Source organism: Paenibacillus sp. tmac-D7 (genome assembly GCF_006519665.1).
Classification (GTDB): Bacteria; Bacillota; Bacilli; order Paenibacillales; family NBRC-103111; genus Paenibacillus_G; species Paenibacillus_G validus.
This window is the reverse complement of the sequence record NZ_VIDW01000052.1, coordinates 16,070-29,621: the sequence shown is the minus strand read 5'-3', so window position 1 is coordinate 29,621 and position 13,552 is coordinate 16,070. Positions and strand designations below refer to the sequence as shown.

Annotated in this window: 13 protein-coding genes and 1 tRNA gene; all 14 read left to right on the top strand. The window is 53.8% G+C overall.

The window, feature by feature from the left end; all coding sequences use genetic code 11:
* Positions 1 to 377 precede the first annotated feature (377 nt).
* Positions 378 to 1,886, top strand: coding sequence for a bifunctional methyltransferase/pyrophosphohydrolase YabN (yabN, locus tag FKP33_RS23320; RefSeq protein WP_141336474.1), 1,509 nt, complete (start codon positions 378 to 380; stop codon positions 1,884 to 1,886).
* A gap of 76 nt (positions 1,887 to 1,962) precedes the next feature.
* The gene (locus FKP33_RS23315) at positions 1,963 to 2,235 is read left to right on the top strand and encodes an HU family DNA-binding protein (RefSeq protein WP_127610736.1); all 273 of its coding nucleotides are present in this window, start codon (positions 1,963 to 1,965) and stop codon (positions 2,233 to 2,235) included.
* The gene (locus FKP33_RS23310) at positions 2,235 to 2,513 is read left to right on the top strand and encodes an RNA-binding S4 domain-containing protein (RefSeq protein ID WP_054797894.1); all 279 of its coding nucleotides are present in this window, start codon (positions 2,235 to 2,237) and stop codon (positions 2,511 to 2,513) included. Before FKP33_RS23315 ends, FKP33_RS23310 begins: the two co-directional genes overlap by 1 nt.
* A 217-nt stretch (positions 2,514 to 2,730) precedes the next feature.
* Positions 2,731 to 3,015 carry a sporulation protein YabP gene (gene yabP, locus FKP33_RS23305; protein ID WP_054797895.1) on the top strand — a complete coding sequence of 95 codons (285 nt, stop codon included), beginning with the start codon at positions 2,731 to 2,733 and terminating at the stop codon, positions 3,013 to 3,015.
* Positions 3,012 to 3,587 carry a spore cortex biosynthesis protein YabQ gene (gene yabQ / locus FKP33_RS23300; RefSeq protein WP_127610734.1) on the top strand — a complete coding sequence of 192 codons (576 nt, stop codon included), beginning with the start codon at positions 3,012 to 3,014 and terminating at the stop codon, positions 3,585 to 3,587. The genes yabP and yabQ overlap by 4 nt, the downstream gene beginning before the upstream one ends.
* A gap of 22 nt (positions 3,588 to 3,609) precedes the next feature.
* Positions 3,610 to 3,939 carry an FtsB family cell division protein gene (locus tag FKP33_RS23295; RefSeq protein ID WP_054797896.1) on the top strand — a complete coding sequence of 110 codons (330 nt, stop codon included), beginning with the start codon at positions 3,610 to 3,612 and terminating at the stop codon, positions 3,937 to 3,939.
* A gap of 113 nt (positions 3,940 to 4,052) precedes the next feature.
* Positions 4,053 to 4,541: a S1 domain-containing RNA-binding protein gene (locus FKP33_RS23290; protein WP_054800161.1), complete on the top strand. Its 489-nt coding sequence runs from the start codon at positions 4,053 to 4,055 to the stop codon at positions 4,539 to 4,541.
* A gap of 140 nt (positions 4,542 to 4,681) precedes the next feature.
* Positions 4,682 to 4,755 (top strand) — tRNA-Met (locus tag FKP33_RS23285).
* A gap of 417 nt (positions 4,756 to 5,172) precedes the next feature.
* Positions 5,173 to 7,617: a stage II sporulation protein E gene (gene spoIIE / locus FKP33_RS23280; protein WP_373423942.1), complete on the top strand. Its 2,445-nt coding sequence runs from the start codon at positions 5,173 to 5,175 to the stop codon at positions 7,615 to 7,617.
* Between the two features lie 122 nt (positions 7,618 to 7,739).
* The gene (locus FKP33_RS23275) at positions 7,740 to 8,513 is read left to right on the top strand and encodes a vWA domain-containing protein (protein ID WP_127610096.1); all 774 of its coding nucleotides are present in this window, start codon (positions 7,740 to 7,742) and stop codon (positions 8,511 to 8,513) included.
* A complete protein-coding gene (locus tag FKP33_RS23270) occupies positions 8,497 to 9,411 on the top strand; it encodes a protein kinase domain-containing protein (protein ID WP_054797897.1) in 915 nt (304 codons plus the stop codon). Before FKP33_RS23275 ends, FKP33_RS23270 begins: the two co-directional genes overlap by 17 nt.
* A 34-nt stretch (positions 9,412 to 9,445) precedes the next feature.
* Complete coding sequence (gene tilS / locus FKP33_RS23265) at positions 9,446 to 10,870, top strand: tRNA lysidine(34) synthetase TilS (protein WP_127610070.1); 1,425 nt, start codon at positions 9,446 to 9,448, stop codon at positions 10,868 to 10,870.
* A gap of 17 nt (positions 10,871 to 10,887) precedes the next feature.
* Positions 10,888 to 11,427, top strand: coding sequence for a hypoxanthine phosphoribosyltransferase (hpt, locus tag FKP33_RS23260; protein WP_127610072.1), 540 nt, complete (start codon positions 10,888 to 10,890; stop codon positions 11,425 to 11,427).
* 71 nt (positions 11,428 to 11,498) lie between these two features.
* The gene (gene ftsH, locus FKP33_RS23255; protein WP_054797898.1) at positions 11,499 to 13,481 is read left to right on the top strand and encodes an ATP-dependent zinc metalloprotease FtsH; all 1,983 of its coding nucleotides are present in this window, start codon (positions 11,499 to 11,501) and stop codon (positions 13,479 to 13,481) included.
* The last annotated feature ends 71 nt before the right edge of the window (positions 13,482 to 13,552 follow it).

Below are 13,552 nucleotides of genomic sequence, written 5' to 3'. Positions count from 1 at the left end.
TACTTGCGCGTCGTCACCGCGCAGGATCTCGCGCTCGTCCCGCGCTTGCGCGGCAAACCGCTTGCGCTGCTGCGGCGCTGGCGCCTGGTGCGGTAGCGCGAGCCCCGGGCTTTTGCACTTGCGCTCCACGCGCTGCCCGGCCCAAGCCGAGCCCCGGCTTCTGCGCAATGGCTCCATGCGCTGCCCGCCGCACGCGGTGCCCCGGGCTTTTGCGCATTGGTGCCACGCGCTGCCCCGGCTTTGCTCTTTATCGCCGTGCCGCCCTTGCGCCCCACGCAAACTCGCACGTTCACGGGGCGTACGCACTCGTTCTACATACTTACGCGGCCGGCGAGCTGTTCGCGCGGCCGCGCCCAACCAAGGAGGGATCAGCGATAATGACCGCTCAACCGCAAATTACCATCGTCGGCCTCGGAACCGGCGACGAAAACCAGCTGACGCTCGGCGTCTGGCGCAAGCTCGAAGCCGTCGGCAACCGCGGCGGTGCGTTGTACTTGCGCACCAAGGAGCACCCGATGGTCGCGCTGCTGGATCATCACCACATTCGATACGAATCGTTCGATCACATCTACGAAGCGAATGCGGGATTCGATGAAGTGTATGAAACGATCGCCTCCGAGCTTATCGCCCAATCGCAGCAAACGACTGCCGGCGAAATCGTGTACGCGGTGCCCGGTCATCCGATGGTGGCGGAGCGGACCGTGCAGCTGCTCCGCGAACGTTGCTCCAGCGAAGGCGTGCTGCTGACCATGATGGGCGGCGAGAGCTTTCTCGACCAAGCGTTCATGCGGCTCGGCTTCGACCCGATCGAGGGCTTTCAACTGCTGGACGCCACCTCGCTGTCCAGATACAGCTTGAATCCGCAGCTGCATACGCTCATCGGACAAGTGTACGACACGTTCACGGCATCGGACGTCAAGCTGACGCTGATGGAGCTGTACCCCGACGATTACATGGTTACAGTCGGCCATGCGCTCGGCGTCGCCGGGGAAGAACGGGTGCGGGAGGTGCCGCTGTATGAGCTCGACCGCATCGAAGGCTTCGGCAATCTGTCGCTCGTTTGGGTGCCGCGCACGGAACGCGAAGACGTTCACAGCCGCACGTTCAGCCGTTTGCATGAAATCGTGGAGATTCTCCGCAGTCCGGAGGGCTGCCCGTGGGATCGCGAGCAGACCCACAAGTCGCTGCGGCGAAATCTTATTGAAGAAGCCTACGAGGTGCTGGAGACGATCGATGAGGACGACCCGGACCACCTGCGCGAAGAACTCGGAGACCTGCTGCTGCAGGTTATGCTCCATGCGCAAATCGAAGCGGATGAAGGTTCATTCACCGTCTTCGACGTTATCGCGGAATTGAACGAAAAGCTGATCCGCCGTCATCCGCACGTGTTCGGCACGCTGGATGCCGAGAATGCGGAAGAAGCGCTCGGCAATTGGCAGCAGATCAAAGCCGAGGAGAAGCGCAAGAAGGGCATCGATCCGGCGCAGCAATCCGTATTGTCCGGCGTTCCGAACGATCTGCCCGGTTTATTGAAGGCGTACAAGCTGCAGAAGAAAGCGGCGGAAGTCGGCTTCGACTGGAAGACGCTGGAGGAAGTGCTCCCGATCGTCGAATCGGAGCTCGAGGAAGTGAAGGAAGCGATTCGCGAATATACGAGAACGGAGCAGCAGGAGGAACTCGGCGACTTGCTGTTCGCCGTCGTGAACCTTGCCCGATTCCTCAAAGTGGAGCCGGAAGAAGCGATGGCGGATGCCAATCGTAAATTCCGGACGCGCTTCGGTTATATTGAATCGCAGCTTCGTTTAAAAGGCAAAACATTTGACCAAACTGATTTACAAGAGATGGAAGACTTATGGCAGGAAGCAAAAAAAGTTCTGAAAAAATAAGCGGTCTAGCAGGATTTCCCTGATGGGCAAAGAATATTAAGTTCAGCGTTATTTTTATGAGGAGGATTTAGAAACCATGAACAAAACAGATTTGATCAATAGCATTGCAGAGAAAAGCGGACTGACCAAAAAAGATGTTGAATCCGTCTTGAACAGTTTCCTCGGTGAAGTAACCGATGCGCTCGCAGGCGGCGAGAAAGTACAATTGATCGGTTTCGGCACATTCGAAACTCGCAAGCGTTCCGGCCGCACGGGCCGTAACCCGCAAACAGGTGTAGAAATCTCCATTCCGGAATCCAAAGTTCCGGCGTTCAAAGCCGGCAACAAACTTAAAGAAGCGGTGAAGTAATGCGTCTTGACAAGTTTCTGAAGCTGTCCCGTCTGATTAAGCGGCGCACGGTCGCGAAGGACGTATCCGAACAAGGACGCGTCTGGATCAACGGCCGGGAAGCGAAACCGAGCAGCACGGTGAAGGTAGGCGACGAGCTTACCGTTCAATTCGGCCAAAAGCTGGTCACCGTACGGGTGGAACTGTTGTCCGAATCGACCCGTAAGGAAGATGCGGCCAAGATGTACACCCTGCTGAAGGAAGAAAGAAATGCGCAGGAAACGGATTCATTTTTATAACGGGCGGTTTCACAGCGGTGTTCGTTAAAGGGCTGTCCCTTGTCGGAAACGACAGGGACCGGCTCTTTTTTTTGCATGACGGGTACCGGACTGCCGGGAACCGGCGGATTCCATCCGTTCATAGGTTCTAAACCTCGTCCACCCTCCATACGTTTATAGTAAACAAGCTTTGTGTACGGAAGCGTACGTCCAAAGCGTTCAGGAGGGGGACGAACCCATGTTAGAGCAACCGGGCAAAGTCAAACGGCAGGAAATCAAGATGTTAAACCGGAAGCTGCTCGAAGTATCCGGCGTCTTGAACGTGGAGAGCTTCGACAGCGAGGAGTTTCTGCTTGAAACGGACAGCGGGTATTTAATGATCAGGGGTCAAAATTTGCACATCAAAAACTTGAGCCTGGATCAAGGTTTGGTGGCGATCGAAGGATACGTGAACGAGCTGGCCTATTTGGACGGAAACGCGCAGGGCAAATCCAAAGGGCTGTGGGGCAAGCTGTTTAAGTGACGTTACAAATTCAATTCATAACGCTCGGCATGATGTGTGCGGGCGGATTATCGTTAGGCGGATTGTTCGACGTATACAGGGTGCTTTCTGGCCAGCTGAAAGCGCCTGCTTGGTTGAAAGCCGTCTTGGATCTGGCGTACTGGTTCATCGGTACCTTGATCGTGTTTAAGCTGCTGTACGAGAGCAATTGGGGGGAAGTTCGCCCGTTCATATTTCTGGGTCTGGGCATCGGCATTATCATTTACTTTTTGCTGTTTAGCCGGACGGTGATACGGGTAATTAAGTTTACCATCCGCGTCGTGGTGGCGACGGCAAGAATAGTGCGGAGCATGTTCATGCTGCTTGTAGTCAAGCCGTTAATCGGACTCTATCGATTGACTGTGATCATTTTAGGATTTTTGCTTGCAACCGCTATTTTCCTTTATAAAATTATGTTACAATTAGTATACCCTGTGTGGAAAATGCTGCTATGGCTCTTCAGGCCGCTTGGAAGGTGGATTCGGTTTCCGCTTCCCGCATGGGTGAAGACTACGGGTCAAAGCGTAGCGAACTTCGTTCGCCGGTTCTTTTGATCGATTTAGGAGGATTCGAACCTTGCAGGCAGTCTCTAAAGCAACTCATCCGCAACTCCATAATAAGGGCTCGATTCGTCGGCGCCGCTTGGTGATGCTGATTCTCACTTGCTTTCTGAGTTGGGCCGGCATCACGCTCTGGAATCAAACCGAAAAGATCAACGATCGGAAGGACAAAGTGAGCATGCTGCAGCAGAAGCTGGACGAAACGAAGCAAGCTCAAAGCGATGCGCAGCGCGAGATTACGAGACTGAACGATCCGGAATACGTGGAACAAATCATCCGGAAAGAGCTACAATATGTAAAAGAGGGAGAGACGTTGTTTTATACGCCGCAAACTGCCAAAAAGTAGGATGCCCGTTTTGCGCATACCCTTGTTGACCGTATGAGATGCGTACGTTATAATCGGCGTAGCTTCATTTTCTATTCGTTTTTTAACTATTTAAGGGAGGAACAGTTTACTTTATGGCAATTGAAGTGGGCAGCAAGCTGCAAGGCAAAGTAACGGGCATTACTCACTTTGGGGCGTTCGTTGAGCTATCCGAGGGAGTTACCGGACTGGTGCATATCTCGGAGATCGCGGACAACTACGTTAAAGATGTCAACGATCATCTTAAGCTGAGCGATATCGTCACCGTGAAAGTGATTAATGTCGACAAAGACGGCAAGATCGGGCTGTCCATCAAGCAAGCGGTGGATCGACCGGTAGATGCCGCTCCTCCGACAAGACCCGCTCGTTTCGAAAGACAAGGTGGCGGCGGCGGTGGCGACCGTGGCGGTTTTAACCGTGGCGATCGGGGCGACCGTGGGGGACGTGGCGGTAAGCCTCCCGTAAATCGACTTACCTTTGAAGACAAAATGGCGCGTTTCCTGAAAGACAGCGAAGACCGCATTTCTTCCCTCAAAAAGAATACCGAGGGCAAGCGCGGCGGACGCGGTGCGCGTCGGGATTAACTGAAGCCTACTTCTAAAATAATCAAAGCTGTTCGTGCAGGATCAGGCGCGGGCAGCTTTTTTGCATGCAACTTCCAACAACTCGCAGCCTGTAACGCTTGACAAGCGCTTCCTGACTATTATATACTCATGCTTGTTGCGGCGGCATAGCTCAGCTGGCTAGAGCGTACGGTTCATACCCGTAAGGTCGGGGGTTCGATCCCCTCTGCCGCTATAGAAACAATAAGACCCTGGAAGCGTTGATCGCTCCCGGGGTCTTATTCTGTCATGCCGTCATCCCATTCGCAAAGCGGGACTACTTTTGTCGTATCTTCATTTCCGTCCCCGCAAATCGACAGGTCCTCCTGTAAATACCGCCGATACGTGGACGAACAAAACCGAACAAATCGTGACGTTAAACCGAACATACGTTATTGTAAGCGCTTGCAATTCTGTTTGACACATGTTTCTTTCATGTTTCGCAAGTGCCCTCATTTTGTCGGAAAAAACATCGGCTGGACTACCTCATTCTGACAAACTTTCTGCTGGACACGCTATATACTAAGTAACACTAATAGTATATGGGTGGTGTTAAACAATTATGCAAAAAAGGCAAATATTTCAACGAATGAGTTCAGCAGGTTCGGATGGCATGCGGCGGATGGGCGACTCGGTAAAAGGCGTTTTTGTGGAGAACCGGCTCGTACAAGCCGTCGTCGCAAGGAAATGGTCGATTCTACTCTTGTTCATGGCATTTCTGCTCGGACGGGCGATGATCCTCGATCAGTTGGCACCGTTCGGGGTCGCCTTTTTTGCCGTCATGTATTTTTTGCGGCGGGAGCTGCTCGTGTGGACGGCAGTTTTTATAGCGGGAGGGAGTTTGTTTTCGGTGGAGCCGATGCATACCGGCTACCTGATCGCGGAGATGGTCGTGTTCCTCCTGCTGCAAAAAGGCGTCGAGCGTTTCCAGCGCTCCGACATCTCTTATGCGCCGGCAATGGTGTTTGCCACTACGTTTTTCGTACGGCTGTTCTCCCACCTCGCGTCGGAGAATCTTAGCTGGTATACGCTGATGATGACCGGGGTAGGGGCGTTGTTAAGCCTGATTTTGACCCATATATTTTTGCAAGCGGTGCCTGTCTTTACGTTAACGCGTAAAAACTACAGTTTAAAAAACGAGGAGGTTATTTGTTTAATCATCTTGCTCGCTTCGGTGATGACGGGAACGGTCGGTTGGATTGCGGGCCCGATGACGCTGGAGCATGTGTTGTCGCGTTACCTGATTCTGCTGTTTGCGCTCGTCGGAGGAGCTCCGCTCGGAGCTTCGGTGGGTGTCGTGACCGGACTGATCCTCAGCTTGGCCAATTCCAGCGCAATCTACCAGATGAGCTTGCTTGCCTTCGCCGGCATGCTGGCCGGTCTATTGAAGGAAGGCAATAGAATGGCCGTTGCGTTCGGCATGCTGCTCGGCTCGTCGATCTTATCGGTGTATCTCGGAAACCAGGCCGATATTATGAGCTCGACCTGGGAGTCGGTGGCTGCCGTAGCTTTATTCCTTCTTACCCCCAAAGGCGTCATTCAAACCTTGGCCAAATATGTGCCGGGTACGCAGGAGAATCTCAAGTCGCAGCAGGATTACGCGAGGCGGGTGCGCGATGTGACGGCGCATCGCGTGGAGCAGTTCTCCGAAGTGTTCCGTCAGTTGTCCCGAAGCTTTAAACAAATTACCGTGGACACCCAGCCGATGCGCAAAGAAGAGGAGGTGGGCCACTTCATGAACTCCGTCGCGGAGAAGTCGTGCTCCGCCTGCTGGAAGCGGACGCAGTGCTGGGACGAACGTTTTTACCACACCTATAAATATATGACGGACATGATGACCGAGGTCGAGCTGCGCGAGACGATGACACGGAAGGATATTCAGCCGGGATGGAAGAAAATATGCGTCAAACCGGACCAGGTGCTCGAAGTGATGCTGCAGCAATACCATTTATATAAGAACGATCAGCATTGGAAGAAACAAATTCTCGACAGCCGTCAATTGGTAGCTGAACAGTTGTCCGGCGTCTCCCAGGTGATGGAGGACCTGGCGAAGGAAATCAAGCGGGAAGGCCAAGAGTTATTCATGCAAGAGGAGCAAATTCGAAGCGCTCTGGAAGAACTCGGGCTGGCCATTCACAGCATCGACATTATCAGCTTGGATGAGGGCAATGTCGAGATCGAAATCATCCATCAATACACGCGCGGGTTTGATGAGTGCCGTAAAATTATCGCGCCGCTGCTGTCGGAAATCGTGGGCGAGCATATCGCCGTGAAGAACGAGCAGGCGCTTGACCGGAAGGACGGGTACAGCACGGTGTTGTTCGGATCGGCGAAAGAGTACGAGGTGGAGACCGGAATTGCGGGGGCGGCCAAGGGGGGCGACCTCCTGTCCGGGGACAGCTTCAGCACGATCGAGCTGGGCAACGGAAAGTTCGCGGTAGCGCTCAGCGACGGGATGGGCAACGGAGAGCGGGCGCGGGCGGAGAGCAGCGCGGCGCTGTCGATCCTGCAGCAGCTGCTGCAATCCGGCATGGACGAGAAGCTCGCTATCAAATCGGTTAACTCTGTGCTGATGCTTCGTTCGTCCGATGAAGTGTTCGCGACGGTCGACGTTGCGCTGATCGATCAGTACAGCGCCAACACGACGTTTATGAAAATCGGTTCGACCCCCAGCTTCATTAAACGCGGCAGCGAGGTGTTTCCGGTGACCGCCAACAATTTGCCGGTCGGCATCTTGCAAGAGATCGACGTGGACTTGGTCAGCGTGCCGCTGAAACACGGCGATATTTTAATCATGATGACCGACGGGATCTACGATGCGCCGGGGCACGCGGTGAATAAGGAGCTCTGGATGAAACGGATGATCACCGAGATCGACGCCGATCATCCGCAGGAATTCGCGGACATCCTGCTCGAACGGGTCGTGCGTTACCATCATGGGGAGATTTATGACGACATGACGGTGGTGGTCGCGCGCGTCGATAAGTTCAGGCCGGAGTGGGCGACCTTCCGGACGCCGGGAATGGAGCGGATCGAACGTCCGAGGACGGTCAGTTAAGGAGTGGTGCTATATCGAACTAAACCGCTGGAGCCTCGCTGCTCCAGCGGTTTTCTGCATATAAACCAGTTTAGAATTCTCTCGAATGGAAAAAATAAGAATAATATAAAGGAGGGATCGACATGAAACAAATTATATTGATTACGGACGGCTGCTCGAATGTCGGCATAAGCCCGGTCATCGCCGCGGCCCATGCCAAGGCGGAAGGCATTGTCGTGCATGTAGTCGGCATTGCGGACACCGGGGAGATCGGCGACCTCGGCGCCGTCGAGATTCATGAGATTGCCCAGGCCGGCGGGGGGATCAGCCGCTTGGTGAAACCGGCCCAATTGTCCCAAACCGTTCAGATGATGACGCGTAAAACGGTTGTGCAGACAGTTCAGCAAGCTGTCGGGGCTGAGCTGCGGAGCATCCTTGGACACGATAAGCTCGAAGCGCTGCCGCCGAACGAACGCTCCGAGGTTGTGCGCGTGATCGACGATTGGTCGGAGAAAGCCGATCTGAAAGTCGCACTGCTGATCGACGCGAGCGCGAGCATGAAGCCGAAGCTGCAGGCGGTGAAAGAGGCGATTTACGATTTGCAGCTCAGCCTGCAGTCGCGGGCCGGCGAAAGTTTGTTATCCGTCTTTCACTTCCCGGCGAATCTATCAGGCGACCAAGAGGTCGAAATGGACCTCGGTTGGACGCGCGATCTTGCAAATTTGAACAGGTTGTTCTATAAATTAAACATGAGGGGAACGACGCCCACAGGGCCCGCCTTATTAAAAGTCGTTCATTTTGTAGCCGGGAATACCGGGGATACACAGTATGGGTACGAGACCAAGTCGGAGGTACACGACATCACCGGTCTTGGAAGATCGCGTGAGGAAGGGATCTGGAGTGACTACATCGTTTGAACCCTCATTTGCGGCGGGAACCGTTATACAAGGCAAATGGAACAAGAACCAGTATCAAGTCGAACGCTTGCTCGGAGAAGGCGCCAACGGCAAGGTGTATTTGGTTCGCCGCGGCAAACAGCAGTTCGCCCTAAAGATGGGCTTCGATTCATTGGATCATCAATCCGAAGTGAATGCGTTACAAGCGTTGTCGAAATCTGCCTCTTCGTTTCAACAGCTTTGGCTGGAAGCGGACGATTTCTGCTGGAGCGGAGTCGATTATCCGTTCAGCGTGATGCGATATATTAAAGGAAAATCGTTAAACGATTTTATTCGCGATAAAGGGATTGAGTGGATTTATTTGATCGGTCTCAATCTGCTGCGCAAGCTGACCGAATTACATGCAGGCGGTTACGTGTTCGGCGACTTGAAGCCGGAGAACATGCTCATAACGGAATACGGTGACGTCGAGTTAATCGACTTCGGAGGCGTCACGGCCAAAGGGCGTGCCGTCAAACAGTTTACGGAGGTATTTGACCGCGGGTATTGGGGCGGCGGTTCCCGGGTGGCAAGCGAAGCCTATGATTTGTTCTCGTTCGCTGCGTTAATGCTGGGTGTGGCCGACCGCGAGCGTACGTTTGCGAGAGCGGCTTCCATGCTTCCGCAGAACCGCACCGTAGACATGCTGCTCGACCTGCTGAAGGCGAACAAGTCGCTTGCTTCCGTGGAGCCGATTTTGCGCAAGGCGCTGACCGGACGATACGAAACGTCTAAGCAGGCGCTTGCGGATTGGCGGGCCAAAAGCATGCTCGCTGCGCGGCCGGTCACCAAGCGGAATAAGCACGGCGCATGGATTAAAGCTTGCTTTGCCGCATCCTTGATGTTGTTCGCGGCAGCCGTCTATTTTTCGCTGCATTGAGTCATGCCCAAGGAGAGAAGGAAGGAAATTCAGTATGGATGCAGCTTGGTCGTTAATGTCCACGGTGGAGCGATTCATTGATGAAGAGTCGCTTCTTGAAGCGGGGGACGGAGTAGTGGTAGCGGTATCGGGCGGTCCCGATTCCGTGGCGCTGCTGCATCTCCTTTTTGCGTTATCCGAACGCCATCGTTGGCGGTTATCGGTGGCCCATGTCAATCATGGGTTTCGAGGACGGGAGGCGGACGAAGAAGCGGAGTTCGTGAGAGAGCTGGCCGCTTCGTTACGGCTGCCTTTTTACTTGAAGGTGCTGGACATGCCCGGCTATTTGGCGGGAACGAAGGCGAATGCGCAAGCCGCTGCCAGAGCACTCCGCTATGCTTTCCTGCGCGAGGCTGCGCGTGAAGCGGGGGCAGGGCGGATCGCATTGGCCCATCACGCCGACGATCAGGCCGAGACGGTGCTTATGCGTCTGCTTCGCGGTACGGGCCCTTCCGGCTTGGCGGGTATTCCGCTGCGGAGATCCGAGACGGAAGATTTGGAACTTGTTCGGCCCTTGTTACGTATATATAAGGCCGAGCTTATTCGGTACTGCGAGCAGCGCGGGTTAACCTTCAGAACGGACAGCAGCAACCTGGAGACGAAGTATTTCCGTAATCAAATCCGATTGGAGGTACTGCCGTATCTTTCGCGTTACCAGGATCGGCTGCCCGAGTCGTTAAACCGTCTGGCGATATTGGCGGCGGAAGAGGACGACTTGCTCACGCAGCAAACGAGAGCGCTTTTCGAACAATTTGTGAACGCAGAAAACGGTTCCGTTGCTTGGTCGGCCCAATGGTTCGGCGGGGTTCACGTCGCTTTACAAAGGCGGTTGATTAAACTAATATTAAGTTATCTTGCGCTGGACCCGGATTCCGTCGATTATCATCAGATCGAACAACTACGGAACGCCGTCCTTCAGACGAAGGCCGGAAGCGTTCGCATGGATGTCGATTCCCGTCTCACGTTTCGCAGGGAATATGATCGTGTCATGATACATAGGATGGTGTTACCACCCCCCCCGTACGCTTACCATGTAAGCGAGGGACAGACCGAGTTATTCATACCCGAAACCGGCGCGCGGATGGTGTTTCGCTGGCTGGAGCCGGATGACCCGATGCCGTCAGTCCTGGGCGTCCGCGAAGCGGTGTTCGACGTTATGGACATGTCCTTTCCTTTATCGGTTCGAAGCCGCCAAACCGGTGACCGGATGTCGCCGCTTGGGTTAAACGGTTCGAAAAAAGTGAAAGATATGTTCATCGATGCGAAAGTACCGCCTTACCTGCGGGAGCGTACACCGGTTGTGACCGATGCCGAAGGACGAATTCTGTGGCTGCCGGGCGTGAGAAGATCGGCGCAGGCTTTAGTCCGCGAGGACGGCAGGCGCAAGCTGCATATCGAATGGCAATGCGATTTTAACTAACAGTAGGAGGACCTCTCTTGCAAAACGACGTTCAAGAAATCCTGTACAGCGAGCAACAAATTCAAGACAAAGTGAAGGAAATGGGAGAGATTATCAGTCGAGATTTTGAAGGCCGGAATCCGCTCGTCATTTGCGTGCTGAAAGGTGCGTTTATTTTCATGTCGGATCTGGTTAAAAATATTACGATCCCTCTCGAAATCGATTTTATGGCCGTATCCAGTTATGGACATTCCACCAAATCGTCGGGAGTCGTCAAGATTATTAAAGACCTGGATATCTCCGTCGAAGGCCGCCACGTACTCATCGTTGAAGACATCATCGACAGCGGCTTGACGCTTAGCTACTTGATCGACGTGCTGGAACGGCGCAATGCGCTCTCGATCACCATCGCGGCACTTTTTGACAAGCCTGCGCGTAGAACGGCCGATTTGGACGCAGACTATAAAGGCTTTGTCATCCCTGATGCATTCGTTGTCGGATACGGCCTCGATTATGCGGAGAAGTACCGCAATTTGCCTTATGTCGGCATTTTAAAGCCCGAGATTTACTCCACGTAGCATTTCTTGAGATGCCGAGACTTGCTGTGGTACAATATACAAAGTTGCCGTTTGTTGAGAGGAGGTAGGGGATGAATCGCATTATACGTAATACAGGCTTTTATCTGCTCATCTTTTTGGTCACCGTTGGAATCGTCCATTTCATCAGCACCCAGAACGATCAGAAATCCGTAGTCAGCTATGGCGAACTCCGACAACATTTGATGAACAAGAACGTCGAATCGATCATCGTCAAGTATGATGCTCAGACGTATTTGGTCAGGGGGAAGCTAAAGAACGCGGATACGCCGGAAAAGAAAAATTTCGAAGCCCGGGCGCCGTATGAAGAGAGCAGCGGAAACATCTTCCGCTTGATCGAGCAAAGCGACATTCCCGCAAGTAACGTATTTATCGAGAAGATGGAAGGGGACAACGTATGGATTAGTTTCCTCACCTCCATTATTCCGTTTGTCATCATCTTCATCTTGTTCTTTTTCCTTCTGAATCAAGCCCAGGGCGGCGGCGGTAAGGTGATGAACTTCGGGAAGAGCCGGGCAAGACTTTACAACGAAGAGAAGAAACGCGTCACCTTCGAAGACGTGGCCGGAGCCGATGAAGAGAAGCAAGAACTGGTGGAAGTCGTAGAGTTTTTGAAAGACCCGCGCAAGTTTGCGGCTGTAGGGGCGCGTATTCCGAAAGGGGTGCTGCTCGTAGGCCCTCCGGGTACGGGTAAGACGTTGCTCGCCAGAGCGGTGGCTGGCGAAGCCGGCGTTCCGTTCTTCAGCATCAGCGGTTCCGACTTCGTCGAAATGTTCGTCGGTGTCGGTGCGTCCCGGGTGCGCGATTTGTTCGAGAACGCCAAAAAGAATGCGCCTTGTATCATATTTATAGACGAAATCGATGCGGTTGGTCGTCAGCGCGGCGCCGGTCTCGGCGGCGGTCATGACGAGAGGGAACAAACCTTGAACCAATTGCTCGTAGAGATGGACGGATTCGGAGCGAACGAAGGCATTATCATCGTTGCCGCTACCAACCGTGCGGACATCCTGGACCCTGCGCTGCTTCGTCCGGGACGCTTCGACCGTCAAATCACGGTTGACCGTCCGGATGTGAAGGGCCGCGAAGCGGTGCTGAAGGTACACGCGCGCAACAAGCCTTTGGCCAAGGATGTGAAGCTGGATCAGCTGGCTCGTTACACAACCGGCTTCTCCGGCGCGGACTTGGAGAACCTGTTGAACGAATCTGCGCTCATTGCGGCCCGCCGCAATCGCAAAGACATCTCCATGGATGAGATCGACGAAGCTTTTGACCGCGTTGTTGTCGGTACGCAGAAGAAGAGCCGCATCATCAGCGAACGCGAGAAGCGGATGGTCGCTTTCCACGAAGCGGGTCATACGATCGTCGGGATTCACGCCGAGCATGCCGATGTGGTGCACAAAGTTACGATCATTCCGCGCGGACGCGCGGGCGGGTACGTGATGATGCTGCCTAAAGAAGGCGAAGACAAGATGATGCAGACGAAGAACGAGCTGCTCGACAAAGTGACCGGCTTGTTGGCCGGACGCGTTTCCGAGGAGTTGTTCATCGGCGAAATCGGAACCGGCGCGTACAGCGACTTCCAGCGCGCTACAGGCATCGTTCGTCGGATGATAACCGAGTTCGGGATGAGCGATAAGCTTGGACCGATGCAGTTCGGTACGACGCAGGGCCAGGTGTTCCTCGGCCGCGATATCGGGCATGAACAGAACTATAGCGATGCGATCGCTTATGAGATCGATCAAGAAATGCAGTCGATCATTCGCGCTTGTTACGAACGTGCCAAACAGATTCTCACCAAATACAGCGACCAAGTTCGTTTGATCGCCGAGACGTTGATCGAGAAAGAAACGCTCGAGAAAGATCAAATTAAAGAACTGATCGACAGCGGCAAATTGGGTGCGGTTCCTGATGAGGAGCCGGCGCTTGACGGCAAGAACGATGATGTCAAAGTGAACATCCAAAGCCAAGACCAAGCTGCGGATTCCAATAAGCTCGATATCGAGAAGAAAAGCTCGGATGACGAGCAGGATCAATAATATCACGCGAACCGGTGCCGAAAGGTGCCGGTTTTTCCTTTTTGTATCAGGCAAAAAGCGTTGATAAGCGA